The following is a 26343-nucleotide window of genomic DNA, read 5'->3' on the forward strand; positions in this document are numbered from 1 at the left end:
AGAAGCCGGCATGTCATCAAATATCGTGCAATGTAAGAACTGCGGGCAGAAGAACAGGGTCCCCGCGGCCGCGTCGAGCGCTCCGCGCTGCGGCAGGTGCCACCGGCCGCTGCCGTGGCTCGCCGAGGCCGGCGACGACGACTTCGCCGAGGTGGCCGAGGGCTCGCCGGTCCCGGTGATCGTGGACTTCTGGGCGGCGTGGTGCGGGCCCTGCCGGATGGTCAGCCCGGCGCTCGACCGGGTCGCCGAGGACCTCGCGGGCACGGTGAAACTCGTCAAGGTCGACGTGGACCGCTCGCCCAAGCTCTCCGAGCGCTTCGCCGTCCGCAACATCCCCTACCTGATGGTGATGAGCGGCGGACGGGTCGTGGCCGAGCGGGCGGGCGCCGCTCCGGCCGCCGAGCTGCGCACCTGGGCGGACGGGGCGATCGCGACGGCGGGGCGGGAGGGCGGCTGAGATGGACGCCTTCGCCGAGACGCCCGACCACCACGGCGCCTTCCCCCGGCTGAGCGACGAGCAGATCGCGAGGCTGGCGCCCCACGGGGTCCGCCGGCCCACCCGGCCGGGCGACGTCCTGTTCCGGGAGGGCGAGGACTGCCCCGACCTCTTCGTCGTCCTGGCGGGCAAGGCGGCCGTCATCCAGGACGAACGGGTGGTGCGGGTCCACGGGCCGGGCCGCTTCCTCGGCGAGCTCGGGCTGCTCATCGGCCAGAAGGCGTTCACGACGTCGGTCGTCTGCGAGGCGGGTGAGATCCTGGCGGTCCCCACCCGGTGGCTGCTCCAGATCATCGCCCACGATCCGGAGCTGGGGGACCTGATCCTGCGGGCCTTCCTGATCCGCCGCTCGCTGCTCATCGGCAGCGGGGCGGGCCTGAGGATCATCGGCTCCCGCTACTCGCCGGACACCCGGCGGCTGCGGGAGTTCGCCGCCCGCAACCGGCTGCCGCACCGGTGGATCGACCTGGAGGAGGACGAGGAGGCCGAGGCGCTGGTGCGCAACCTCGGCATGGCGCCGGACGAGACGCCCGTGGTGATCCTGGGCGGGAAGCAGGTCCTGCGCAATCCCGGCAACGCCGAACTGGCCCGCGAGATCGGCCTGCCGGTGCCGTCGGTGCCGGAGGACGTCTTCGACCTCGTCGTCGTGGGAGCGGGTCCCGCGGGCCTGGCCGCCGCGGTGTACGGAGCGTCGGAGGGACTGCGCACGGTGGTGCTCGACGCGGTCGCCGCCGGCGGCCAGGCGGGTACCTCCTCGTGCATCGAGAACTATCTCGGCTTTCCCGCCGGGATCTCCGGCGGCGAACTCGCCGAACGGGCCGTCCTCCAGGCCAAGAAGTTCGGCGCGCACCTCGGCGTGCCCGCCGAGGCCACCTCGCTCGAGCGGCGGGACGGGCACTACACCGTGGGGCTGCGCGACGAGCCGCCGGTCGAGGGCCGCACGATCGTCATCGCCACCGGAGCGCGCTACCGCAAGCTCGGCGTGCCGCGGCTGGAGGACTTCGAGGGCAACGGCGTCCACTACGCCGCGACCCTGGCCGAGGTCGCGTTCTGCCGGGGGGAGCCGGTCGTGGTCGTGGGCGGAGGCAACTCGGCGGGGCAGGCGACGATCTTCCTGGCCGGACACGCCGGCTCGGTCCGCCTGCTCGTCCGCGCCGGCGACCTCGCCCAGGACATGTCGCGTTATCTCATCGACCGGATCGAGAACAATCCCAAGGTGGAGGTGATGCTCCGTACCGAGGTGCGCGAGCTGGCCGGTCCCCACACCCTGGAGGCCGTCGTCGCCGAGAACACCCGTACCGGGGAGCGGCTGCGCATCGACACCCGGGCCATGTTCGTGTTCATCGGGGCCGACCCCTGCACGACCTGGCTCGCCCCCGAGATCACCCTCGACGACAGGGGATTCGTCCTCACCGGCTTCGACGACGGCCTGCCCCTGGAGACCAGCATGCCGGGCGTCTTCGCGGTGGGCGACGTCAGAAGCCAGTCGGTCAAGCGGGTCGCCTCGGCGGTGGGCGAGGGCGCCATGGCGATCCGGCTGGTGCACGAGCACGTCACGCGGCGGCAGGCGTCTCAGTGATCCGGCCGGACGCCCTGCTGCGCGGCGAGCCGGGCCAGCTCGACGCGCGAGTGGATGCCCAGCTTGCGGAAGACCTGGCGCAGGTGGAAGGCCACGGTGTGCTCGCTGATGAACATCTGCTCGGCCGCCTGCCGGTTGGTCAGCCCCTGGGCGACGAGATCGCAGACGGCCCGCTCGGTACCGGTCAGGCTGGCCCACCCCGACACGGGATGATCGGTCCGGACCCAGTGGCGGCGGCGCTCGCCCAGCCCCCGCAGCCTGCCCCGGACCCGTGCCGCGTCGCGGATCGCCTCCACCGATCCGTAGCAGACCAGCGCGCTGTTGAGACTGTCGACGGCCAGGTCGCGGGCGTCGAAGTCCGCGCTGAGCAGCACGCCGAGATCCTCCGCCGCCGAGGCCCTGGCCCATGGATCGGTGTGCTCGGTCATGGCGCGGACCAGCGCCTCCGGGTCGCGGTCACGCACGCCGCGCGCGTGGGCGGCGGCCACGGAGGGGTTGAGCAGGCAGGGATTGCGCCAGGCGATGCCCTCGGCCGCGTCCACCACGGCATCGGCCCGGCGCTCGTCCCGTACCGCCATCGCCACCCGCACCAGCCACGCGGCGGCGGTGGGCTCGCTGGTCAGCGCCCCGGTGTGCCGGGGCAGCGCGTCGTAGATCCGGCTGAGCGAGCTCATCCCGATCGCCGCCCCGCCGCGCGCCTCGTTGATCCGCCCGGCCGCCAGCTCCGAGCGCAGCCGCACGTACGGCGGCGCGCCCCGGGGCCCCCGGGCCAGGTCGTCCTTCAGGTACCTGATCGCCCGGGGAAGGTCGCCCGCCCGCAGTGACGCGGTGCCGAGCACCGACAGGGCCGAGGTGGCGAGGGCCGGGACGCCCAGGGTGTCGGCGGCGTTCAGTCCCGCCTCCGCGTGCTCGATCGCGCTGCCGAGCCGGCCGGCGGTGAGATCGAGGCGGGCGCGGAGAACGGGGATCTCCGCGCTCCACTCCGGCTGCCCCACCGCCTCCTCGGCGGCGCCCGCCAGCGCCGTCTCCGCCTCGTCGAGCAGCCAGAGGTCGGTCAGCATCGTCGTCAGGACGGCGCGCGGCTGCGGATGGCGCCCGCTGCAGGGCAGCTCCGCGGCCTCGCGGGCCAGGTCCAGCCCGCGCGAGAGCCGGCCCTCGTCCCAGGCGAGCAGCGACAGCAGCACGAGTGTCTCGGCGGACGAGCCGTCCGCGCGCTGGTGGCGGGGGGTCTGCCGGGCCGGCGGGTTGCGCTCGATCTGATGATGCAGCGCCTGCCGTACCGGCGCGGGCACCGTCTCGACGATCGACCGCCACACCAGCTCGTGCCGGAACGTCAGCTCGTCGGAGGTCGCGGCGAGCACGCCCGCCGCGATCGCCTCCTCCAGGGCGGGGAGCAGCGCGGCCGGCGTCTCGCCGAGCATCTCGGCCGCGTACGCGGGGGAGAAGGAGCGCCCGAGCACCGCTGTCGCCTCCAGCAGGTGCCGGGTCTTGGTGCTCACCTCGCCGAGGCGCCGCCGGACGGCGCTGTGGACGCGCTGGGGCAGCGCCGTCCCGGTCAGCCGGGCGACGCCCGAGCTCACCCGGACGGCGTCCTCCTCGCGCAGTCCGGTGAGAAGCTCGAGGAGGAGGAACGGGTTGCCGCCCGCCTGGGCGGACAGCGCCGCCAGCTCCTCCCCGGGAGCCGCGTTCAGGGTGTCGGCGACCACCTCGGCCACGGCGCCGTCGTCGAGGGGGAGCATGCGGATCCGCGTGGCGCCCTCCTCCTCCAGGAGGTCGAACAGCCGGCCGGAGTCATCGTGCTCGGAGGTGGCACGCCGGGCCAGCAGCCATGCCAGCGGGCGGTCGGCCAGCCGCGAGGGCAGCGTCCGCAGGGCCATGAGCGTGGCGGGGTCGGCCCAGTGCAGATCGTCCAGGGTCACCAGCAGCGGCCCCGACTCCGTCCGCCTCTCCAGCGTGGTCCGCACCTGCTCGGCCAGCCACATCAGCAGCCCCGGCCCGTCGGGGGAGTCGCCCCTGCTGAGGGCCACGGGGGCTGGCCACTCCGCCAGGGCGGACAGCAACGGCCCCAGCGGCGTCAGCCGTCCCAGCTCGTCCGCCCGGCCGGTCGCGACCGCCGTCCCGCGCGCGGCGGCCACGGTCGCCGCCTCCGCGAGCAGGAGGCTCTTGCCCATCCCCGGCTCGCCCTCCACGAGCACCACGTTCCCGGCCGCGTCCGCGGCGGTCCCCAGCAGTCTGAGGATCGCCGCCCACTCAGGCCCCCGGCCACGCATCATCTTTTCCTGGATCTGCGGTCATACGGCTAGCTTCCTCCCGGTTGTTCCCCTGTCGTGCTCCGGGGGGACAAAACCTCATTTGAAGAAGTACCCAGGTCATAACCCTTTTCATGGGGTCTGACCCAGAAGAGGCCGATCGACGTGATCGCAAGCCGGCGGGCGCGTGACCGAGGGAGGCGCTCAGCGCTCGATGAGCGTGACCTCCAGGGAGTAGTGCGAGGCCCGGTAGACGTGGGAGCCGTGCTCCACGGCCCGGCCCTGGTCGTCGTAGGTGGTGCGGAGCATGGTGAGCAGGGGCGCGCCGCGCCGCTCGCCGAGCAGCCTGGCCTCGGTGGCGGTGGCGGCCCGCGCCCCCATGCGCTGGTTGGCCACGCGCATCCGCACCCCGGCGGAGCGGAGCAGCTCATACAGCCCGCGCTCCTGGAGGCCCTCGGCGGTCAGCGGGGCCAGGCCGACGGGCAGCCAGTTGTGCAGCAGGGCCAGCGGCTCCCCGGCGGCGTAGCGGATCCGCTCCAGGCGCAGCACCTCGGCGCCGGCGGGGACGCCGAGGATGGCGGCGACCCTCTCGTCCGCGGGCCCGGTCTCCAGGACCAGCACCCGGGTGGCCGGTTCCTGGCCCGCCCTGCGCAGGTCGTCGTAGAGGCTGGTGAGCTCGACCGAGCGCTTGACCTGGCCGTGCACGACCTGGGTGCCGACGCCGCGCTTGCGGACCAGCAGGCCCTTGTCCACGAGGTACTGGATCGCCTGGCGGACGGTCGGTCTGGAGAGGCCGAGCCGGTCGGCGAGCAGGATCTCGTTGTCCAGCCGGGATCCGGGAGGCAGGTCGCCCCGCTGGATGGCCTCGGAGATCTGTTCGGCCACCTGGAAGTACAGTGGCACCGGACTGGACCGGTCCAGATCTATGGAGAGTTTCGCCGTCATCTGCCCTCCCGTGGATACGCTCCGTGATCAGGCTAGCGGACATCAGAATGTCATGACAAATATGGCCCAACGTTCCGGAGTCGCCGCTGTTCCAGCGGGCGGGTGGCGGGCGTAGTAACCTGCCCGTGTACCCGGGGAGCCGTCACCGGCGCCATGGACACCAATATTACCTATTGATCCTGTAGGAAATGGGGGTAAAGTGGTGGTCTGGTCACATGAAGGAGCCGCCATGAGCCCGGAACCGGGGGCCGGGAGCCCTCTGCTCACCGCCGTCAGGGCGGCGCGCTGGATCCGCTCCGCGGCCGTGGACGACGGGCGGGGGCGGCACTGGCGGGCCAACCCCGACGCGCGGGGCCGGTCCGCCCTGCCCGGCCGGCCGCTGTCGCTGTACTCCGGGGCGGCCGGCATCGTCCTGTTCTTCCTCGAACTCGCCGCCGCCACCGGAGACGAGAGCTACCTCGACGACGCCGTGGCCGGAGCCCGCTACCTCGCGGCCACCTGGCGGGAGCAGGCCGACCTCTCCCTCCACCACGGCCTGGCGGGAGCGATGTTCGTGCTCGCCGAGGCGGGGTGGGCCACCGGCGAGAGCGCCTTCGAGGTCGAGGCCGGGGCGGTCGCCGACCACATCGTGCGCAGCGCCCGTCCCGTCGACGGGGGCCTCGGCTGGACCGGAGACCCCGCGCAGCGCGGCGACGGCGGCATCATCCTCGGGCTCCTGCACGCCGCGGGCATCCTGGGTGTCCCCGCCTACCAGGAGATCGCCGTCGAGGCGGGCGCGCGCATCGCCGAGCTCGCCGTTCCCGGCCACCGGTTCGGCGACGGGGCCTGCGCCGACCTGCCGCCGGACGCGGTCACGCCCGGCTTCCTGTCCGGTACGGCGGGCACCGCCTTCCTGCTCGCCCGCCTGTACGGCCTGACCGGGCACAGCGGCTTCCTGAGGGCCGCCAGGAGAGGAGCCGACTTCGTCCGCGCGGTCAGCGTCGTGACCGGGCGGTGCGCGATGGTCCCCCACCATCTCCCGCAGGGCCGTGACCTGCACTATCTGGGATTCTGCTCGGGCTCCGCCGGGGTCGCGCGCATGTTCTACGAGCTGTACCGGGTGACGGGCGACGCCGGAGACCTCGACTGGGTGGAGCGGCTGGCGCGGGGGATCGTCCGCAGCGGCACCCCCGGCCGTCAGACGGACGGCCACTGGAACGTGGCGTGCCAGTGCTGCGGCACGGCCGGCCTGGTGGAGCTGTTCGTCGGCCTCTGGGCGGCGACCGGCCGCCAGACCCACCTGGAGTTCGCCCACGAGCTGGGGGTGAACCTGGCCGGCCGGGCCACCCGGCACGACGAGCAGGGCTCCCGGTGGTACCAGGCGTATCGCCGGCTGCGGCCCTGGGAGGTCACCGCCGACACCGGATACATGATCGGCGCGGCGGGGATCGGGGCGGCGCTGCTCCACCTGGACGCCACCACGCGCCCGCGGGAGGTCCGGCGGCTCATGCTGCCGCCCGACAACCCGTTCCCGGCCATCCCGCTGCCCGCGGCGACGCTCCGCCACTCCTGAACGTGACGGTGGCGTCGTGGTGACAGGTCGCCGACGGCGGCCGCCGGTGGCCCCGGCGCGGACGTCCTGAAAACCATACGAGCCATGTGACCGCCAAAAGGCGATCAAACTCGTTACCACGATTGGTGTTTCTCCGTGAGTACCACGCAAATCCCGCCTACTGTCGGTGCCGTGCCGACCATCGAAGACCTGCTTCCCGATCCTGACCGTTCCGTCGTGGCGATCGAGCCCGCGGCGCCGGGCGCGGGCCACTGGGCGGGCGCCCCGAGTGCGGTGGCGAGTGACGGGGCGATCTACCTGGCCTACCGGCTGCGCCGCCCGGTCGGCGAAGGGCGCGGTTACGCGGTCGTCGTCGCCCGGTCGGCGGACGGTGAGCGGTTCGAGACCCTGCTCACGATCGGCAGCCGGGAGATGGACACCGAGTCGCTGGAGCGACCCACCCTGGTGCGCACCCCCGAGGGCCGCTGGCGGCTCTATCTGAGCTGCGCCACTCACGGCAGCAAGCACTGGCGGGTGGAGGTGCTGGAGGCCGGCGACCCGGCCGGGTTCGACGCCCGGCACCGCCGGGTCGTGCTGCCCGGCGACCCCAAGACCGGCGTCAAGGACCCTGTGATCGTACGGCGGGACGGGGTCTGGCACCTGTGGGCCTCCTGCCATCCGCTGGCCGAGGCGGAGGAGGCCGACCAGATGGTGAGCGACTACGCCACCAGCGCGGACGGCCTTGAGTGGACCTGGCAGGGCACGGCGCTCAGCGGCAGGCCCGGCATGTGGGACGCCCGCGGCGCCCGGATCGCCGCGGTCCGTTTCCTGGACGACAGGATCGTCGCCCTCTACGACGGCCGGGCCACCGCGGCGGAGAACTACGAGGAGAAGACCGGCGTGGCCGTCGGCGCCGACCCGGCCGAGCTGACCCCGGTCGGCGCCGTACCCGCCGCGGTCTCGCCGCACGCGGGCGGTGGCCTGCGCTACATGGACATCGTCGACCTGCCGGAGGGCGGGCGGCGGCTCTACTACGAGTACACCCGCCCGGACGGGGCGCACGAGCTCCGCACCGAGCTGCGCTGACACGCCGGGCGGCCCGGACCGGGTGGCGTGGGCCCGGACCGGGCGGATCACCTGGATCGAAGGCGGGGCCGGTGCCGCGTCGCGGTAGCGGCCCCGTGCCTGTCCCGCCGTCGCCTCTACGCCTGCGGGCGCCCGTTGCGGGCCTGGCGCTGGCCGGCGGGGCGGGTACCCACCAGGCCGCCGGACCGCTCGCGGGGACGCAGCCAGTCACTGAAGTCCTCGCCGGTCACCTTCTGCAGCAGCGCCACGTCCTGGGCGAAGTAGCCGATCAGCTGTTCCCGCTGCTCCCAGGTCAGGGGCCGGCGGGAGCGGGCCCGCTGCTGCAGCCGCCGCTCCAGCGGGTCGGTCAGCGCCCCGCTCAGCCGCTCCGGCAGGAACCGGCCGACCGCCGCCCCGGTCCGCAGCGCCCGGGAGAGCAGCCGGTGGCCCCGCGTCGGCTCGGGATGGGCGGTCACGTTCTCGCGGGGGACCTCGGTGACGACGCCGGTCTCGACGCCGAGGAAGCGGCAGATCCGGTCCAGGGCGTCGGCGGGCCGGTCGACCAGGTCGCGGTAGCGGAAGACCAGCACCTGCTCGCGGGGGAACAGGGTGAACAGGTGCGCGAGCTGCTCGCCGTACCGGCCGAGCCCGCGGTAGTGCCAGAACGGCGCCCAGCCCGCCCTGATCCGCTGCTCCTCCTCCCCGCAGGCCCGGACTATGTCGCCGACCGGCTCCAGCCCGGCCGACCACAGGTGGGTCCAGTTGGAGTGGGCCCGCTCCACCGGATCGCGCAGCACCACGATCAGCCTGGCCTCGGGGACCGCGGCACGCAGGCGCCGCTGCGCGGCCCGGTCGTACAGGTAGAACGGGGTGGACTCACCGGTCAGGGCGCCCGGTGGCGCCGCGCCGAACAGGGCCTCGTAGTCCTCTCGCCGCCAGATGTGCTCGCGGTAGGTCTGGGCGTCGCCGGGCCCGCCCCTGGTCGGCGGTGGTCCGTCGGTGAGGAAGAACTTCGGCTCCTTCACCGGTGACAGGAAGAGCCCCGGGTGGCGGGCCAGCGCCGCGTGCAGCGCGGTCGTCCCGGCCTTCGGGGCGCCGATCGTGAGGAAATCCGGAAGGGGCATCGTCATTACCCTTAATTCCTACTATTTTTATAGTAAATATAGCTCCCGCTGTGGTGAAAGCAAGCGCCCGGCGAGGTGATCGCCGGGCGTCGAGGGGAACCGGGACGGGGCTGATCGTGGGAGTCCGGTGGTCTTGTCCCGGTCCACGAGTGCGACGCCGGCCGCTCCGTCCCGTGCGGCGGATGTGCCGGCCTCACCGCGGGCCGTCGGTCCTGCCTCTGGGATTTTCCCGCGGTCCCCCCTTTGGGATTTTCCCGACAAAAGGCGCATCGAACCCATCCGGGCCGGCCGGGCGCCCTCGGAGACGGCCGGGTGGCGAGGTCCGGTGATGTCCCGGTGACCTCACCGGACGCCAAGCGGGCGGCCCCCCGGCGGTGTCCCGCGGCTCAGGACACCTGGGACGGCGTGGCGGTCCAGGTGTCGCAGGCGGCGGGGGAGACCGCGCGGTAGCCGCGGTCGAACCAGCGGAGCCGGCTGACGCCGGTGCCGTGGGTGCGGTGGTCGCCGTCGTCGCCGCTGGCGCGGAGCGCGTCGGACAGCGCCTGCCAGTCCTGCTCGGTGCGCGCCAGGGAGCCTCGCACGCTGCCCAGGAACACCCCTGACAGGCAGTCCGCCTGGAGTTCGTAGCGGCGGCCGAGCTCGGCCTGACGGGCGTGGGAGCGGCCGGAGCGGACGCGGGCCTCGTAGTCGTCCCTGACGCCGGTGAGGCTCTGCAGGTGGTGGCCGTATTCGTGGGCCGCCACCTTGAGGGGGTACAGGTCGGTCCGGCCCTCGATCCAGCCGCCGGTGAGCGGGAACACCAGCGTGGCCCGTTCCGTGCAGTAGAAGGCCGCCGCGTTGGCGGGCCAGCGCACCCCGCATACGCGCTGCGCGGGTTCTTCGTAGAAGCGGACCGCGGGCTTGCGGAACCCTAGCCCGGCGCGGGTGAAGCGGGCGGACCACAGCCGGTCCAGGCACCTCATGGCCGCCGTCAGGTATTCGCGCGTCCGGGGCATGCCGCCGTCGATGAGCGGCGGTTCCGGGCACGACGCGGCCGCGAGCCTGCCGACCTTCAGCAGCGGGCTCGGGGGCGGAGCGGCCTGTGCGACTCCGGACGGCAGGACGGCAAGGCACACGGTCACCAGGAGTGCCCGTCGGGTGAAGGCGGCCGGGCGGCGGAGAGGCCGCCGGGGACCGGCGCCGGGCGGGAGGAAGCGCATGATCGGACAGCTTAGGACCCCCGGCGCGTCGAGTGGGGGCGCCGGCGGGCCCGGAACGCGTGACGGCGGCCGGCCGTACGCGAGTTCCTACGTCCTAATGTCACGACAAATCATTGACAGCCTGGTGATGCGGTGGTTACAAACCAGGGGCGGGGGGTTCAGGCGAGACGCACGGAGGTTACCGATGAAGTGGACAGCAGGGCTGGTCATCGTGGCCGCGCTGGGGTTCTCCGCCCTGACCGGCTGTTCGGGCGGCCCGGCCGGACAGGGCGGCGGGGAGTCGGCGCCCGCCCCGCCCCCCGCGGCCAAGGCGGCCACCTTCGCCGTCATCACCCACGCGGGTTCGGGAGACGCCTTCTGGGATGTGGTCAAGAACGGCGCCGAGGCCGCGGCCAAGCGGTACGGCGTCACGGTGAACTACCAGGGCGACGGCGACCCGGCGCGGCAGTCGCAGCTCATCGACCAGGCCGTGAGCCAGAAGGTCGACGGCGTCGTGGTCTCCATGGCCAACCCGGACGCGCTGAAGGAGGCTGTCGGCAAGGCCGTGGCCGCCGGGATCCCGGTGATCACCATCAACTCCGGCGGGGACAGGTCCCGGGAGTTCGGCGCGATCACCCACATCGGCCAGTCCGAGGACGTGGCCGGGCGGGGCGCGGGGGAGAAACTCAAGGCGGAGGGCGTCACCAAGCTGCTCTGCGTGATCCACGAGGCCGGGAACGTAGGCCTCGACCAGCGCTGCAAGGGCGCCACCGACGGCCTGGGCGGCACGGTCGAGCGGCTCCAGGTGGACGTGGGCAACCTCGCCGACGCCACCTCCAAGATCAAGGCCAGGCTCCAGTCGGACACCTCCGTCAACGGCGTGCTCACCCTGAACCCCGCCGTGGCCGTCGCCGCCCGTGACGCGATCGCCGACGGCGGCTCCAAGGCCCGGCTCGCCACCTTCGACCTGTCGGCCGACGTGGTCGCCGCCGTCAGGGACGGCGAGATCCTGTTCGCGGTCGACCAGCAGCAGTACCTCCAGGGCTGGCTGCCGATCACCTTCCTGACCCTCTACCGCGACAATCTCAACACCGTCGGCGGCGGCCTGCCGGTCAACACCGGCCCCGGGTTCGTCACCAAGGACAACGCCGCGCAGGTGGCCGAACTCGCCCAGAGCGGCACCCGGTGACGGTGGCGGACGAGCGGCTCGCGCGGACGGGGGCGGCCCGGCGGCTCCTGGTCCGGCCGGAGCTCGGCGCGGTGGTCGGCGCGGTCGCGGTCTTCGCGTTCTTCGCGAGCCAGTCGGCCACGTTCCGCTCGATCGAGGGAGTGGCCAACTGGCTCGACCCGGCCTCCACCCTCGGCATCATGGCGGTGGCGATCGCGCTGCTGATGATCGGCGGTGAGTTCGACCTGTCGGCCGGGGTGCTCACCGGCACCACCGGCCTGATCATGGTCATCCTCGCGACCAGGTACGGCCTCTCGGTCTGGACGGCGATGCTCGTCTCCCTCGCGGCGGCCCTGCTGGTCGGCTTCCTGAACGGGCTGATCGTGGTCCGCACCGGGCTGCCGAGCTTCATCGTCACGCTCGGCACGTTCCTGATGCTGCAGGGCGTCAACCTGGGCGTCACCAAGGCCCTGACCGGGACCGTCCAGGTCGGCGGGCTGCGCGGGGCCGAGGGGTACGAGGGCGCGCGGGCCCTGCTGGCCGGGACCGTCCAGGTCGGTGGGACCGACTTCCGGGTGGCCGTTCTCTGGTGGCTGGGCGTCACCGCGCTGGCGACCTGGGTGCTCATGCGGACCAGGGCCGGAAACCGGATCTTCGCGGTGGGCGGCGACGCCCGGGCCGCCCGCGCCGCCGGAGTGCCCGCCGAACGGACGAAGATCGCACTGTTCATGACGGCGGCGGTGGCCGCCTGGCTGGTCGGCTCCATCCTGGCGCTCCGCTTCACCTCGGTGCAGGCCAACTCGGGCATCGGGCAGGAGTTCGTCTACATCATCGCGGCGGTGATCGGCGGCTGCCTGCTGACCGGCGGGTACGGCTCCGCGATCGGCGCCGCGATCGGCGCCGTGATCTTCGGCATGGCGGACAAGGGCATCGTGTTCGCCGGCTGGGACGCCGACTGGTTCACGTTCTTCCTCGGCGCCATGCTGCTGCTGGCGACCCTCGCCAACCGGCTGGTCCGCCGCTACGCGGAGGAGGTGAGGCGTTGACCGGAACCGACGGCGTCCCCGCGGACGCCGCCCGGGGAGGGCCCCCGCCCGGCGGGCCGGGCCCGGAGATCGTGGCGGCGGACCCCGGCACGGGACGGGCGGCGCAGGCCGCTCCCCCGCTGCTGGAGGTCCGTGCCGTGGGCAAGACGTTCGGGGGTGTGATCGCCCTGCGGGACGTCTCCACGCGGGTGTGCCAGGGGGAGGTGACCTGCGTCCTCGGCGACAACGGCGCCGGCAAGTCCACGCTGATCAAGATCCTGTCGGGCATGCACGCGCCCGACTCGGGGGAGTATCTGCTCGACGGCGCGCCGGCCGCCTTCACCAGCCCCCGCGACGCCATGGACCAGGGCATCGCGACGGTCTACCAGGATCTGGCGATGATCCCGCTGATGTCGGTCTGGCGGAACTTCTTCCTCGGTTCCGAGCCCGTGCTCGGCCGGGGGCCGTTGCGCCGCTTCGACGTGGCAGGGGCCAGACGCGTGGTCCGCGAGGAGCTGCGCTCCATGGGCATCGACATCCGTGACGTCGACCAGCCGATGGGCACCCTGTCCGGCGGCGAGCGCCAGTCGGTGGCCATCGCCCGTGCCGTCCACTTCGGCGCCCGCGTGCTCATCCTGGACGAGCCGACCTCCGCCCTGGGCGTCAAACAGGCCGGGGTGGTGCTCCGCTACATCGCCCAGGCCCGCGACCGGGGGCTGGGGGTCGTCTTCATCACCCACAACCCCCATCACGCCTACCCGATCGGCGACCGGTTCCTGCTGCTCAACCGGGGCACCAGCCTCGGAGAGTACGGCAAGGCCGGCATCACCCGCGAGGAGCTGACCTCCCTGATGGCGGGCGGGACCGAGCTGGAGCGGCTCGCCCACGAGCTGGACCGGGGTGAGCCGCCCGGTCCGGCATACCCATAACGTGAGCGGACAACGATTCTGCGAGGGAGACGCGAAAAGTGGCACGCGAAGCCGTCTGGGCGGTCATCACCGCGATGTACGACGCATACCGGCGTGGTGACCGGGCCGGGATCGACCGGCTGCTGCACCCCGAGGCGACGATCTGGGACTCGGTGGACCCCGTGCTGATCACCAGTACGGCGCAGCTGGACAAGGTCCGCGACGCCCGGCCCGCCGACGGCCCGCGGGAGACCGGGGTGGCCGCCCGCGACGAGGTCGTCGACGTCTGGGGAGAGACGGCCCTCGCCCGCTACCTGCTCCGGGTGGACTTCGCCGAAGGAGAGCCGGAGATCGTCCGGACCACCGCGGTGCTGCGGCTGGTCGAAGGGGAGTGGCTCATCGTGCACATCCATGAGAACACGATCTGACCTGCGGACATCCTGAGAGGACAGGGTCGGTGCGGAGGCGGGAACGGGCTCGGCCGGTTCCCGCCGCGCCGGCAGGTCCGAAAACTTTATCTGTCTTGACAAGAAAACTCGCCACTGAGATGGTGAGGCACGTCGGACGTGGCGGTGATCGAGGCCTCATCAGGTCCGGTCCGGTCCGGTGCGGTCGCCGCGCCGGCGGCCAGGCGTCACGACGGGACGGCCGGAGGCGGGCGCGACCACCGCGTGACCGTCGCGGTCCGTCCCGCCGCCGCGATCGAGACGGGCACGAGTACGGCGAAGGAGTTCTGCAGGTGCCGCGCGAATTCGAGATACACCGGGTGGCCGAGCTCGACACGACCCCGGAGCAGGTGTGGGAGGCGATCGCCACCGGTCCGGGGATCGACTCCTGGTTCGTGGGGCGCAGCCATGTCGAGCCCGCCGAGGGCGGCGCGGTCCGCACGGACATGGGGAACGGCTATGTCCAGGACTCCGTCGTGACCGCGTGGAACCCGCTGAAACAGTTCGCCTACCGCAGCGCCGGCGAGAAGGGGAGATTCGTCGCGTTCGACTACCTCATCGAGGGACGCGGCGGGGGCAGCACCGTGCTGCGGACCGTGGCCAGCGGTTTCCTGCCCGGCGACGACTGGGAGGCGGAGTACGACGCCATGACCAAGGGCGGGGAGATGTACTTCCGTACGCTGGTCGAGCGCCTCACCCACTTCCCCGGCCGGGCCGCGTCGTCCTTCACCGTGTTCGGACCGCCGGTGGCCGGCTGGGAGCGGACGCGGGCGGTGCTCGTCGGCGCGCTCGGGCTGAGCGACCCGGTCACCGAAGGCGACCGGGTGCGCTTCACCCCGGACGGGCTCGCGCCGGTCGAGGGCGTCGTGTACGCCGTCAACCCCGACACCCTGGGCGTGCGCACGGGCGACGCGATCTACCGGTTCCTGCGTGCCTTCCAGGGTGGGCTGATGATCGGCCACCACGTCTTCTCCGACGGGACGGGCCTGGCGGAGACCGAGCGGGCCTGGCGGGCCTGGCTCACCCGGCTGCCCGTCTGACGGCGGACGCTCGCCGGTAGCCTGTCCGGATGGCTGCGCCGTACCTCACGCTGGAAGACGTCATCGAGCACGAGATCGAGATCAAGCGGTCACGGTTCGTCTGCGCGATCGCCCCGGCGATCTCGGAGGAGGCGGCCAGGCGGTTCGTGGCCGAGCGCAGGCGGCTGTACGGCGACGCCACGCACAACTGCTCCGCCTACGTGATCGGCGGCGACCGGCTGGTCCAGAAGGCCGACGACGACGGGGAGCCCGGCGGCACCGCCGGCACCCCGATGCTGGAGACGCTGCTGCGCCGCGGGCTCGGCGACGTGGTGGCGGTGGTCACGCGCTACTTCGGCGGGGTGAAGCTGGGCGCGGGCGGTCTCGTCCGGGCCTACGGCTCGTCGGTCGGCAAGACGCTGGACCTCGCCTCCCTGATCGAGATGGTGCCCGCCAGAATCATGTCGGTGACCGTGGACCACGTCCTGGCGGGGCGGCTGGAGAACGACCTGCGCATCTCGCCGTACGAGGTCAGGGAGGTCGTCTATGGCGCCGAGGTCGGCTTCCGGATCGCGGTGCGGGAGGCCGACCTGGCCGCCTTCCCCGGCTGGGTCGCCACGTTGACGGCCGGCCGGGCGGAGGTCGGGACCGGGGAGACGGTCTACCTCAGGAGTGCCTGACCGGTATGCGCCGGCGCCTTCGCGCCCGGCGGTGAAAACTGTGGGATGGATCACAGGCGGTTGCGGAACTTCGCCGCTGACCAGCGGCCGGGGCCCGTCCGTCCCGCCCCGGGAGCCGATCCCCGCACCTACCCCGCCGCCCGCACCTCGGCGGCCGATGGGGGCCTGACGTGCGGAAATCCCCGGATTAGCCGATCACCCGCGCGGTCGGCCCGGCCGTCGCGGGCGCGCGAGGGGGACCTGAGGTTTTCCCCACCCCGCGCACTGGGGTGCGTGTGAGGCGAGCTCGATGGTCTCCCTCATTTCTGGCATATTCAAATTTCTCTAGCCTTGTTGCCATGAGTGCAACCAACGTTGACGGAATCGCCGGGTGGGCGATCAATCTTATGGAGACCCTGGGCGCGCCCGGGGCCGGGGTGGCCATCGCGCTCGAGAATCTGTTCCCGCCGCTGCCGAGCGAGGTGATCCTGCCGCTGGCCGGGTTCACCGCGAGCAAGGGGAACATGACCCTGTTCGACGCCATCCTCTGGACCACCCTCGGCTCCGTGATCGGCGCGCTGGCACTCTACGGGATCGGGGCGCTGCTGGGCCGTGAGCGGGTGGTCGCCATCGCGGCGAAGCTGCCGCTGATCAGCGTCTCCGACATCGAGAAGACCGAGGCATGGTTCGCCAGGCACGGTAAGAAGACGGTCTTCTTCGGCCGGATGATCCCCATCTTCCGCAGTCTCATCTCGATCCCGGCCGGGGTCGAGCGCATGCCGATCTCGATCTTCACCCTTCTCACCACGCTGGGCAGCCTCATCTGGAACACGGCCTTCGTGATGGCCGGTTACCTGCTCGGCGAGAACTGGTCGCTGGTCGAGGACTACGCCGGGATCCTGTCCAAGGCCGTGCTGGGCATCGTGGTCCTCGCCGTGGTGATCTTCATCGTGGTCCGGCTGACGGACCGGCGCAAGGGCAGGCACCACGCGTAGCGATGACCACGCTGACAAGGCCCCTGCGGTCGCTGGCCGGACTCGCGCTGGGCGTCCCCACGGCCCTCGCCGAGCTGGCCTTCCTCCTGGCCACGGCCCCGCTCCTGGCCTTCCCCAGGGCGCGGCGGCACGTGCTCGCCGCGGCCACGACGCTGGCCGACGTCGAGGTCCGGCGGCTGGGCCTGCTCGGCGGGGCCGAGGTCTCCGGCTACGACGGGCGGCGGGCGCTGCGCTACGTGGCCTGGCGCTGGCCGGTGGGGGTGCTGGGCGCCCTGGTGCTCGCGCTGCTGGTCGCCGGGATCGGCGCCGGGGTGCGGATCGCCTGGGACTGGGGGCGGGGCGAGCCGTTCGACGGCATGAAGCCGACCATGCTGCTCGTGCTCTACTTCGCGGTCCTCGGACTGGTCCTGCTCTTCCTGGAGATCATGGGGCTCGTCGGGCTGGTCGCCCTTGAGCGCCGGGTGGCCCGGTGGGCGCTCGGGCCGAGCGCCACCGAGCTGCTCGAACGCCGCATCACCGAGCTGGCCGAGTCCCGCTCGGGCATCGTGGCGGCCGTCGACCAGGAGCGCAGGCGCATCGAGCGCGACCTCCACGACGGCGTGCAGCAGCGCCTGGTCGCGCTGGCCATGCTGATCGGCCGGGCCCGCCGGGGCCGCGCGCCGGAACTGCTCGACGAGCTGCTCCACCAGGCCCACGAGGAGGCCCAGGGAGCACTGGGCGACCTGCGGGAGGTGGCCTGGCGGGTCTACCCGACCGGCCTGGACTCCCTCGGCCTCAGAGACGCCCTCGCCACCGTCGCCGAGCGTGCCGGGCTGCCGGTCACGGTCCACTACGATCTTGCCGAGCGCCCCGTCGGGCAGGTGGAGACGGCGGCGTACTTCGTGGTCTGCGAGGCCGTCACCAACGCGGCCAAGCACGCGGCGGCCGGTGCGGTCACCGTCGAGATCTTCAAGAAAGGGACGGTGGTCGTCGTGCGGGCACAGGACGACGGGCGCGGCGGCGCCGACCCCTCCGGCGGAGGGCTCTCCGGCCTCGCCCGCCGGGTGGCCGCCCTGGACGGGCGCTTCCACGTCGACAGTCCGTACGGCGGGCCCACCACGATCACCGCGGAGCTCCCATGCGGGTGATCCTGGCCGAGGACTCCACGCTGCTGCGCGAAGGGCTGGTCCGGCTGCTGGTGGAGGAGGGGCACGAGGTCCTGGCCGCGGTCGGCGACGGTACGGCGCTCATCGAGGCGGTGGACGAGCACGGGCCCGACATCGTGGTGGCCGACGTGCGGATGCCGCCGACCCACACCGACGAGGGACTGCGGGCGGTGCTGGAGATCCGCCGCCGCCGGCCCGGCACGCGTGTGCTGGTCCTGTCGCAGTATGTCGAGAAGCGCTACGCCACCGAGCTGATGAGCGGCGACGTGGACGGGGTGGGCTACCTGCTCAAGGACCGGGTCGCCCAGATCGGCGACTTCCTCGACGCGCTCGACCGGGTCGGCGCCGGGGGAGCCGCCTTCGATCCCGAGGTGGTGCGGCAGCTCCTCGCCCGCACCACCCACGTCGACCCGCTGAGCCGACTGACGCCCCGCGAACGCGACGTGCTGGACCACATGGCGCAGGGCTGCACCAACGCCTCCATCGCCGAGCGGCTCGTCGTCTCCCAGAGCGCGGTGGAGAAGCACGTCAACGCCATCTTCGACAAGCTCGGGCTCCTGCACGTCACCGGCTACAGCCGCCGGGTGCTGGCCGTGCTGCGTTATCTGGGGTCGTAGGGTCGACGCTCAGCCCTCCAGGGCGTACTGCATCACGCGGAGCTTGGCCTGGGCCTCGGCGAGCTCGGCGGCCGGCGCGGAGTCGCCCATGATGCCGCAGCCGGCGAACAGACGGGCGCCGCGTCCCTCGATCTGGGCGCAGCGCAGCGCGATGCCCCACTCGCCGTCGCCCCGGGCGTCGATCCAGCCGACCGGCCCGGCGTAACCGGCGCGGTCCATGCCCTCCAGCTCGCGGATGACGTCGAGCGCCGTCTCGGTGGGCGTCCCGCCGACGGCGGCCGTCGGGTGCATGGCGGCGACGACGTCCAGGACCGAGGCCCCGGCGGACAGGCGCCCGGTCACCGGGCTGGCCAGGTGCTGGACGTTGGACAGGACCAGGAGCTCGGGCTCCTCGGGCACCTTCAGCTCCGAGCAGAGCGGGGCCAGCGCCTCCCGGACCGACTCCACCGCGCAGGTGTGCTCGTAGCGGTCCTTCTCCGAGGCGAACAGGGCGGCGCCGCGCGCCATGTCGTCGGCCTCGTCCGTGCCCCTGGAGACCGTGCCGGCCAGGACCAGGGACTCGATCGTCTCGCCGGTGTGCCGGACCAGCAGCTCCGGGGTGGCGCCGACCAGGCCGTCGCAGGAGAAGGTGTAGCACCCGGGGTAGCGGCGGGCCAGACGCGACAGCAGCAGGCGGACGTCGATCTCCCGCTCCGCCGTGGCGGTCAGGTCGCGGGCGAGCACGGCCTTCTCCAGGCGCCCCGACCTGATCTGCCGGACGGCCCGCGCCACGGCGTGCTCCCATTCGGGGGCGGTCAGGCTGCCGTCGCCGTACCGGATCCGGCCGGGGTCGCGGAGCGGGGTGACCAGGTCGAGCCGCTCCTCGCCGAGGGTGGTCAGCCAGGCGCGGCCGTCGCGGCGGGCCAGGACGACCCGAGGGACGACGAGGACCGAGCCCTGGGCGTCGGGGTCGAAGGTGAAGGAACCGAAGGCGACCGGGCCGGAGCCGGGGGCGCCCACGTCGTCGTCGACGTGGGCCTCGCCGAAGGTGTCCGACAGCCAGTCACGAGCCCACTCGAAACGCCTGGGGCCGGGTGGCACAGCCACACGTGCGGCCTCTCCCCAGGCCACCAGACCCTCGCCGTGCCTGATCCAGGCATAGGGGGCGGCCTCGGGAAGTCGCGCGAGCAGGTCGCCGGGGTCGCCGACGAGCGTGGTTCTGACCACGAGGGGACGGTTCAATCCGAGCGCGACACTCACCCGGAACACTCTATGCGGGAAACTGAACGTGTTCGGCGGGCATCCCCCAGTCTGCACAGCCGCCACGGTCTGTCAAGAAAACCAAGGCACTCGGTCAACGGAGAGCGCCACGCTGTCCTGCGGTGATACATCCGAGGCAGACGTGATCTCTCAGCCGGAGGTGCCATGGCCTGCAAGACTGTGACCGCATTCACAGGGATCGTGACGCTCGCGGCCACCTGGGCGGTCCCCGCGGCGGCGTCGGCCGACGAGCCGTGGCGGCCGGTGGTGATGGCCGCGGTCGGAGACTCGATCAGTGCCGGGTTCAACGCCTGCGGCTGGTACGTCCCCTGCGCCTCGCGCTCCTGGTCCTCGGGTGACAGCCGGACCGTCCAGAGCCACTACATGAGGTTGCGCGACCTGGACGACGGCATCGCCGGGCACAACATCACCCTCGCCGTCCCCGGCGCGACCAGCGCCGACCTCGCCGGGCAGATGGCCGGGGCCGTCGCCCGGCGCGCCGACTACGTGACGGTCCTGGTCGGCGCCCAGGACGCCTGCATGTCCGAGGAGCGGCGGATGACCCCGGTGGCGCTCTACCAGAGCCGGGTGACCGAGGCGTTGAGGCTGTTGCGGGCCGGGCGTCCCGGCGCCAGGGTGTTCGTGGCGAGCGTCCCCGACCTCAAGCGGCTGTGGCGGGTCGGCAAGGACAACGTGGTGGCGCGCGGGTTCTGGGCGATCGGCCGGATCTGCCCGACCATGCTGGCCAAGCCCACCTCGACCGCCGCGGCCGACCGGGCCCGCCGCGACCGGGTGCGCGGCAGGGTCGTCGCCTACAACGCCGTCCTGGCCAGGGTCTGCGCCGCGTACGGTCCGGCCTGCAGGTTCGACGGCAACGCCCTGTTCAACACCCCCTTCACACTGAGCCATGTCAGCAAATGGGACTTCTTCCACCCCAACGCCGCGGGCCAGCAGCTGATCGCCCAGAAGACCTTCCAGGCGATCCGCGACTGGGCCGACGAGCCCGTCTGGGAGCTGCAGACCCAGTCCTGACCGCCGGGCGACCGGATCGATCACCACGCGGCCCGTCATACCGGCACCGGCGGGCGGAGCCGGCGTACGGCGCCGCCTGCTCGGGCGGGCCGTAGCCCGGCGGGCCCGTTGTAGCCCGAGCCCACGAAGTCGACGAGGTGGCCGGTGTCGGCCAGCGACCTCCACAGGGCGCCGCGGTACCCGCCGGGGAGTGCGAAGGACGGACGGCCGCCCGCGCCGTTCCCCTCCTGACAGGGAACGCGGCGGACGGCCGTCCTGGGTCTGGAACCGGGGGCGGAGCGCCGCTCACCCACGTCCGGGCGGAAGCGCTCGCGCCGCCCCCGGACGGGTCAGCACGCGCCGATCTGGTCCACGGCGTCGATCCTCTTGCCGAAGTTGGTGTCGTAGGCCTTGGCGTAGTCGCCGGGAGTCGCCCTGCGCCGCTCCCTGGGGTCCCAGTCGATGAAGCAGGCCGAGGCGTTGGCGTAGAAGGAGTAGACGTGGTCGTGCAGGTTCGAAGGCATGTCGCGGTAGCCGCTCGCGGGCGTCCATCGCCAGGGGGTGCCGCTGAAGTTCCGGGAGTACCAGAAGCAGACCTGGCCGCTTCCGCACTGCTCGGCCGCACGCCTGAGCGCCGCGGCATGCTCGGCGGAGGAGCCCGCCTGCGCGTGCGCGGGCACGGCGAGCCCCGCGCACAGGAGGCCGGCGGCAAGGGCCGTGGCGGCGAGGCGGGTATTACGGATGCTTGATTTCACGTGGATCCTCTGGTCGGGGAGCGCTGTCGTCCGACCGATGGTGCCCTGCCCGCCTCCGTCACCACAAGTGATTATGTCGTTACCGAAAGTGAGGCAAGTCGATCTCGGTGCCCCCGGGGCCGGTGGGAGGGGGCGGGCGCCGTGAACCCGCCGCGGGCCGCGGAGGGCGGCCGGGCCGCCTCCCCGCGATCCCGGTCTCCCCGCCGGATCCGGGTCTCCCGCCGGAACTCAGCCCGCCAGCGCGGCGAGCGCGGCCGCGGTCTCCACGGGCTTGGAGAACATCGGCCAGTGACCGGTGGGCACCGTCTCGAAGCTCCACTCCGGTCCGGCGAGCGCCGCGAAGAACGGGTGTCCGGCCGTGATCATCGCCTGGACCTGCTCCAGCGGCATCGAGCACGCGATGAGCGTCTTGGGCAGCTTGTCCACCTCGCCCTTCAGCGTCAGCGGCTGGGTCATGGTGCCGTACGGCTGAGGCGTCGCGCGGGAGGCGAACCAGTCGAGTTCGGCCTCGCCCAGACCCTCCAGGCTGGCCCCGGCCTGCTCCTGCTCCGGCCAGGAGGGCAGCGGGTAGGCCGTCCCGCCCCCCTGCTCGGCGACCCGCGTCTCGATGAACGTCCTCCAGTCGGGCTCGTTGAGGTCCATGAACGTCATGCCGTCGGCCGTCGGGCCGCTGTCGAGATAGACAAGGCGGGCGACGCGCTCGGGGATCCGGTCGGCCGCGGCCGTGACGGCCGCGCTGGCGCCGCTGTGCCCGACGAGGATCACGTCGTGCAGGTCCGCGAAGACGACGGCGTTGACGACGTCCTGGATGTGCGTCTCAAGGTCGACCCCGGCGCCCGCCAGGTGGGAGCGGTCGCCGAGTCCGGTGAGGGTGACCGGGTGGACGTCGTGACCGGCCTCGCGCAGCGGCGGGACGACCTTCTCCCAGGCCCAGGCGCCGAGCCAGAAACCGGGGACCAGAACGTAGGTGCTCATATCGGTGTCTCCTTCTTTGTGTGGTTTGATCGTAGAACGGAATCCGGACAGAACCGGTCCTGATTTTTTGGGGAGTTTCGATGACCGTCACCCGGGTCCTCGCGCTGCTGGAGATCCTGCAGGCCGCCCCCGGTCTGACCGGGCCCGAACTCGCCGCCCGGCTGGAGGTGGACGAGCGCACGGTGCGCCGCTACGCGGTGAGGCTCTCCGAGCTCGGGGTGCCGGTGGAGGCCGAGCGCGGGCGCCACGGCGGCTACCGGCTCCTGCCCGGCTACAAGCTGCCGCCGCTGATGCTCACCGACGACGAGGCCACGGCCGTCGTGCTGGGGCTGCTGGCCGGGCGGCGGACCGGCCTCGCGGTGGGGGAGACGGCGACCGAGAGCGCGCTGGCCAAGATCCAGCGGGTGCTCCCGCAGGCGCTGCGCGAGCGTGTCGCCGCGGTGTCGGCGACGCTGGAACACACCAGGGCGCCGGTGCCGGCGAGCGCCCCGAAGGCAGGGCCGCTGCTCGCGCTCGCCGACGCCGCCCGCCACCGGCAGACGGTACGGCTGGCCTACCGGTCCTGGCGGGGCGAGTCCTCGGAACGCGACCTGGACCCCTACGGCATCGTCTTCCACTCCGGGCGCTGGTACGCCGCCGGGCTCGACCACAGCAGCGGGGAGGTGAGGACCTTCCGGGTGGACCGGGTGGCGGGCGCCGTACGGACCGGGCGGTCCTTCGACGATCCGGGCGACTTCGACGCGGTCGCGCACGTGGTCGGGTCACTGTCGGCGGTGCCGTACCGGCACGAGGTGAAGGTGCTGCTGGCCGCCACCGTGGAGGAGGCGCGCAGGAGGATCCCGGCGGAGACGGCGACGCTGACCGAGACCGCCGGCGGGATCCTGCTGGAGACCAGGGCCGAGCAGCTGGGCGGGATGGCGCAGATGCTGGCCGGGCTCGGCTGGCCGTTCACCGTGATCACCCCCGACGAGCTGCGCGGGGAGGTCAGGGCGCTGGCCGGACGGCTCATGGAGGCCGCCGGCGCCGCGCCCTGATCCGCCCGCTCAGCGAGGCGGCAGGCGCGGGACCGTGAGCCGGGGCCGGTCGGCCGGATCGGGCGTGTGCGGGGGGTGGAGGAGCAGGCGTTCCAGGGCGACCTCGATCGCCTTGTCGAGCTGGGTGTCCACGCCGCGGGCGTAGTCCTGCGGGGTGATGTCCACCTCGATGTCGGGGTCGGTGCCGTAGTTCTCCACCCGCCAGCCCACGTCGTCGAAGGCGAAGGAGAACTCCGGCTGGGTGGTGACCGTGCCGTCGGCGAGCTGGTGCCGGGGCCAGATGCCGATCACCCCGCCCCAGGTGCGCTTGCCGATCAGCGGGCCCAGGCCGAGCAGCTTGAAGGTGTGGCTGAAGATGTCGCCGTCGGAGCCGGCCCACTCGTTGGTGATCGCGACCATCGGCCCCCGGGGGGACTCGTCGGGATAGGGCTCGGGCACGCTCCACCGCGGGAAGTTGTAGCCGAGGCGGCGGCGGGAGAGCTTCTCCAGCAGCAGGGCCGACACGTGGCCGCCGCCGTTGAACCGCACGTCCACGATCAGGCCCTCACGGTCGTATTCGGTGAGGAAGCCGCGGTGGAACTCGGAGTAGCCGTCCGGCCCCATGTCGGGGATGTGCAGGTAGCCGATCCGGCCGCCGCTGCGTTCGTGGCAGTGGGTCCGGTTGGCCTCCACCCAGTCGCGGTAGCGGCCCGGCTGCTCGTCGCCGATGGCCCGCACGTTGAAGGTCCGCTTGTCCTGCCCGCGCCTGACGGTGAGCTGGACCTCCTGGTCGGCCTGGTTGACCAGCCGTTCGTCCGGGCAGGCCGACGCCCCGACGGGCTGGCCGTTGACGGCCAGCACCGTGTCGCCGGGCCGTACGTCCACCCCGAGGCGGTTGAGCGGCGAGGTGGCCTCGGGATCCCAGCGGTCGCCGTTGACGATCCGGGCGACCCGGTAGAGGCCGTCCTCGAAGGACCAGTCGACGCCGAGCTTGCCCTGCCGGTAGTGCGGCCGGGACGGGTAGGCGCCGCCGCTCTCGTAGGCGTGGGAGGTGCCGAGCTCGCCGAGCAGCTCCCACAGCAGGTCGGAGAACTCTCCCCGGGTGGTGATCCGGTCCACCAGCGGAAGGTAGCGCCGGTAGACGCCCTCCCAGTCGATCCCGGCCATGTCCTGGGTCCAGAAGTTCTCCCGCTGCAGCCGCCAGGCCTCGCGGAACATCTGCCGCCACTCGGCCTCCGGGCGGATGGACACCTTGACCCGCGACAGGTCGACCCATCCGCTGCCGCGGCCCGGCGTGTCGTCGTCCTCGGGCGTCTCGCCCGCCTTGATCACCCGCAGCCGTTTGCCGGCCTGGTAGAGCAGGGTGGTGCCGTCGCGGCCCAGCTGGAACTCCGAGACGTCCCCGACCAGGGTCTCCTGCTTCTGGTGGGCGAAGTCGTAGACCTGCAGCGTGCCGTCGGAGGAGTCGGCGTAGTCGTCGCCGAGGCTGCCCTCGACGGGGAAGGTCAGGTAGAGGGCCTTGCCCTTGATCCCGGCGATGCGCTCGTAGCGTCCCTCGGGGACGGGGAAGGCGACGACGCGGTCCTGGATGCCCTCCAGGTCGATGACCACCTCGATCTCCTGCTCGTCGTCATCGTCACTGTCGTCATCGTCGTCGTCCTTGAGCGGCCGGGGTTCCGGGACGAAGGGGGAGCGGACGTCGGCGCGGAGCCCGATGGCGTAGGGGCGGGAGCCGAGGGGGAATCCCAGGTCGAACTGGAGCTCGTCGTAGACCGGGTTGAAGACGCGCTGGCCGATGAAGTAGAGGTAGTCGCCGCCGGGGTCGAAGGCGGGGCAGGTGTCCCACAGCACCGGGCGGGTGGCGGCGAACGTCTCGCCGGTCTCGACCCGGCACAGCTTGACGGCCATGGTCTGCGCGGTGTCACGGCATGCGTAGGCCAGCCAGCGGCCGTCGGGGGACCAGGCGAGATCTTCGATCGCGCCGAACCTGCTGGCGTCGATCACCGTGCTCCGGGCGTCGGTCACCGCGCCGCCGGTGAGGTCGACCACGAGCAGCTCGTTGCGGTGGTTGGCGATCGCGACCCTGTCGTCCTTGGGGGAGACCTCCAGCGCGGTGACGCGCCCGGTGTCGAGGTGGTCGAGCTGGACCGGTTCGGCGCTGCCGTCGGCGGTGAGCACGGACAGCACCTCGCGGTCGCCGTCGTCGCTGGCCGCCGCGATCAGCCGTTCGTCGTCGTTCAGCCAGGTCAGCAGGCGGTAGCGGACGCCGTACGGCGCGCCGTGCTGACGGACCGGGCCCTCCCAGCCGGCGAAGGAGAACGCCTTGCCCCGGGTGGTGATGGCCAGGCCGCTGCCGTCGGGACTGAGCGTGGCGCTGTCGAGGAAGTCCTCGGCCGGGGCGAAGCGGCGGTTGCGCTGGGTGCGGGAGCTGCGCAGGCACACCTCGACCCGGTGGGACTCCCCGTCCTCGACCAGGTAGAGCTCGGCTCCGGCGTGGTAGACCAGCCGGTGGCCGTCACCGGACAGGTTGCGGGCGTAGTAGTCGGCGTGGTCGGAGTGCCTGCGCAGGTCCCCGCCGTCCGCGGTGCAGGAGTAGACGTTGCCGACGCCCTCGTGGTCGGAGATGAAGTAGACCCGGTCTCCGGCCCAGCAGGGCGAGGCCAGGTTGCCCGGCAGGGCGATGAGCCGTCGGAACTCCCGGGTGCCGACCCACAGGTCGCCCACGGTGCCGCCCCGGTAGCGCTTCCAGCGGGCCGGGTCGGCGGTGTTGCGTCCCAGCACGATCTGCGGGCCGTAGGAGATGGAGTTGGCCGGGCCGTACGGCAGGCGCTCCGGAATCCCGTCCGGGTGGACCCGGTGCAGCCACTTCTGCCCCTCGAAGGGCTGGGACTCGTCGCTGGCGTACAGGACGGCGCCGTCGGGATCCCACCCGGCGACGGTGGAGCGGGCCCCGTGGTAGGTGATCCGCCGGGCCGCCCCGCCGTCGGCGGGCATCACATAGACCTCCTCCGGGCCCTCCTCACGGCCGGCGAAGGCGAGCTGGTCGCCGCACGGGGAGAATCGGGGGTAGCCCGCCTCGGCCACCCCGGCGGTCAGCCGGAGGGCCCGTCCGCCGGTGGCGGGCACCATCCACAGGTCGTCCTCGGCGGCGAAGACGACCCTGTCGCCGAAGATCGTTGGGAATCGCAGGTAGGCGGACAT

Annotated in this window: 24 protein-coding genes; 15 read left to right on the forward strand and 9 right to left on the reverse strand. The window is 72.6% G+C overall.

All coding sequences use genetic code 11. From position 1 onward, the window contains the following. Positions 1–10: 10 nt before the first annotated feature. Together trxA and BM085_RS34485 are read left to right on the forward strand one after the other, a co-directional pair. Complete coding sequence (gene trxA, locus BM085_RS34480; RefSeq protein ID WP_093890985.1) at positions 11–457, forward strand: thioredoxin; 447 nt, start codon at positions 11–13, stop codon at positions 455–457. A gap of 1 nt (position 458) precedes the next feature. Beyond that, positions 459–2075: an FAD-dependent oxidoreductase gene (locus tag BM085_RS34485; RefSeq protein WP_093890986.1), complete on the forward strand. Its 1617-nt coding sequence runs from the start codon at positions 459–461 to the stop codon at positions 2073–2075. On the opposite strand, the gene BM085_RS34490 is transcribed toward BM085_RS34485, so the two are convergent. Beyond that, the gene (locus BM085_RS34490; protein ID WP_218158916.1) at positions 2069–4345 is read right to left on the reverse strand and encodes a helix-turn-helix transcriptional regulator; all 2277 of its coding nucleotides are present in this window, start codon (positions 4343–4345) and stop codon (positions 2069–2071) included. The genes BM085_RS34485 and BM085_RS34490 overlap by 7 nt on opposite strands. A gap of 183 nt (positions 4346–4528) precedes the next feature. After that, positions 4529–5269, reverse strand: a complete 741-nt coding sequence (locus tag BM085_RS34495; protein ID WP_093890988.1) for a GntR family transcriptional regulator — start codon at positions 5267–5269, stop codon at positions 4529–4531. A gap of 229 nt (positions 5270–5498) precedes the next feature. On the opposite strand from BM085_RS34495, the gene BM085_RS34500 reads away from it, so the two are divergent. Both BM085_RS34500 and BM085_RS34505 read left to right on the forward strand, forming a co-directional pair. Next, positions 5499–6821 carry a lanthionine synthetase LanC family protein gene (locus tag BM085_RS34500; RefSeq protein WP_093890989.1) on the forward strand — a complete coding sequence of 441 codons (1323 nt, stop codon included), beginning with the start codon at positions 5499–5501 and terminating at the stop codon, positions 6819–6821. 171 nt (positions 6822–6992) lie between these two features. Beyond that, positions 6993–7886 (forward strand): glycoside hydrolase family protein, encoded by an 894-nt coding sequence (locus tag BM085_RS34505; RefSeq protein ID WP_093890990.1) that lies wholly within the window; start codon positions 6993–6995, stop codon positions 7884–7886. Between the two features lie 116 nt (positions 7887–8002). Here BM085_RS34505 and BM085_RS34510 read toward each other — a convergent pair whose 3' ends face one another. Beyond that, positions 8003–8989: a sulfotransferase family protein gene (locus BM085_RS34510; RefSeq protein WP_093891023.1), complete on the reverse strand. Its 987-nt coding sequence runs from the start codon at positions 8987–8989 to the stop codon at positions 8003–8005. Between the two features lie 386 nt (positions 8990–9375). After that, on the reverse strand, positions 9376–10188 hold the full coding sequence (locus tag BM085_RS34515) for a neutral zinc metallopeptidase (protein WP_093890991.1): 813 nt from the start codon (positions 10186–10188) through the stop codon (positions 9376–9378). A 184-nt stretch (positions 10189–10372) separates the two neighbouring features. Here BM085_RS34515 and BM085_RS34520 point away from each other — a divergent pair, with 184 nt between their 5' ends. The 9 genes from BM085_RS34520 (at position 10373) to BM085_RS34560 (ending at position 18149) form a co-directional block, all read left to right on the forward strand. Beyond that, entirely contained in the window at positions 10373–11356 is a 984-nt protein-coding gene (locus BM085_RS34520; RefSeq protein WP_093890992.1) for a sugar ABC transporter substrate-binding protein, read from the forward strand. Beyond that, positions 11353–12381, forward strand: a complete 1029-nt coding sequence (locus BM085_RS34525) for an ABC transporter permease (RefSeq protein ID WP_093890993.1) — start codon at positions 11353–11355, stop codon at positions 12379–12381. The genes BM085_RS34520 and BM085_RS34525 overlap by 4 nt, the downstream gene beginning before the upstream one ends. Then, entirely contained in the window at positions 12378–13289 is a 912-nt protein-coding gene (locus BM085_RS34530; protein WP_399508912.1) for an ATP-binding cassette domain-containing protein, read from the forward strand. The genes BM085_RS34525 and BM085_RS34530 overlap by 4 nt, the downstream gene beginning before the upstream one ends. A 38-nt stretch (positions 13290–13327) precedes the next feature. Then, positions 13328–13696 (forward strand): nuclear transport factor 2 family protein, encoded by a 369-nt coding sequence (locus BM085_RS34535; RefSeq protein WP_031164524.1) that lies wholly within the window; start codon positions 13328–13330, stop codon positions 13694–13696. A 311-nt stretch (positions 13697–14007) separates the two neighbouring features. Then, entirely contained in the window at positions 14008–14754 is a 747-nt protein-coding gene (locus BM085_RS34540) for an SRPBCC family protein (protein WP_093890994.1), read from the forward strand. Positions 14755–14783: 29 nt separating this feature from the next. After that, a complete protein-coding gene (locus tag BM085_RS34545; RefSeq protein WP_093890995.1) occupies positions 14784–15413 on the forward strand; it encodes a YigZ family protein in 630 nt (209 codons plus the stop codon). 338 nt (positions 15414–15751) lie between these two features. Next, positions 15752–16387, forward strand: coding sequence for a DedA family protein (locus BM085_RS34550; protein ID WP_093890996.1), 636 nt, complete (start codon positions 15752–15754; stop codon positions 16385–16387). Positions 16388–16389: 2 nt separating this feature from the next. Continuing rightward, a complete protein-coding gene (locus tag BM085_RS34555) occupies positions 16390–17514 on the forward strand; it encodes a sensor histidine kinase (RefSeq protein WP_093890997.1) in 1125 nt (374 codons plus the stop codon). Beyond that, positions 17505–18149, forward strand: coding sequence for a response regulator (locus BM085_RS34560; protein WP_093890998.1), 645 nt, complete (start codon positions 17505–17507; stop codon positions 18147–18149). Before BM085_RS34555 ends, BM085_RS34560 begins: the two co-directional genes overlap by 10 nt. Before the next feature lie 9 nt (positions 18150–18158). Here BM085_RS34560 and BM085_RS34565 read toward each other — a convergent pair whose 3' ends face one another. Further along, entirely contained in the window at positions 18159–19388 is a 1230-nt protein-coding gene (locus tag BM085_RS34565; RefSeq protein WP_399508910.1) for an isochorismate synthase, read from the reverse strand. 180 nt (positions 19389–19568) lie between these two features. Here BM085_RS34565 and BM085_RS34570 point away from each other — a divergent pair, with 180 nt between their 5' ends. Continuing rightward, positions 19569–20420, forward strand: coding sequence for a GDSL-type esterase/lipase family protein (locus BM085_RS34570; protein WP_245789869.1), 852 nt, complete (start codon positions 19569–19571; stop codon positions 20418–20420). Positions 20421–20455: 35 nt separating this feature from the next. Here BM085_RS34570 and BM085_RS45495 read toward each other — a convergent pair whose 3' ends face one another. The 3 genes from BM085_RS45495 to BM085_RS34585 form a co-directional block, all read right to left on the reverse strand. Further along, positions 20456–20713: a hypothetical protein gene (locus tag BM085_RS45495; protein WP_093891000.1), complete on the reverse strand. Its 258-nt coding sequence runs from the start codon at positions 20711–20713 to the stop codon at positions 20456–20458. 36 nt (positions 20714–20749) lie between these two features. Then, positions 20750–21154: a peptidase inhibitor family I36 protein gene (locus BM085_RS34580; RefSeq protein WP_093891001.1), complete on the reverse strand. Its 405-nt coding sequence runs from the start codon at positions 21152–21154 to the stop codon at positions 20750–20752. 228 nt (positions 21155–21382) lie between these two features. Further along, a complete protein-coding gene (locus BM085_RS34585; protein ID WP_093891002.1) occupies positions 21383–22129 on the reverse strand; it encodes an alpha/beta fold hydrolase in 747 nt (248 codons plus the stop codon). 80 nt (positions 22130–22209) lie between these two features. Between BM085_RS34585 and BM085_RS34590 the strand changes: the two genes are divergently transcribed. Then, positions 22210–23163: a helix-turn-helix transcriptional regulator gene (locus BM085_RS34590; protein ID WP_093891003.1), complete on the forward strand. Its 954-nt coding sequence runs from the start codon at positions 22210–22212 to the stop codon at positions 23161–23163. A gap of 9 nt (positions 23164–23172) precedes the next feature. On the opposite strand, the gene BM085_RS34595 is transcribed toward BM085_RS34590, so the two are convergent. After that, positions 23173–26343, reverse strand: coding sequence for a S41 family peptidase (locus BM085_RS34595; RefSeq protein WP_093891004.1), 3171 nt, complete (start codon positions 26341–26343; stop codon positions 23173–23175).

The organism is Streptosporangium canum (assembly GCF_900113865.1).
Lineage (GTDB): Bacteria > Actinomycetota > Actinomycetes > Streptosporangiales > Streptosporangiaceae > Streptosporangium > Streptosporangium canum.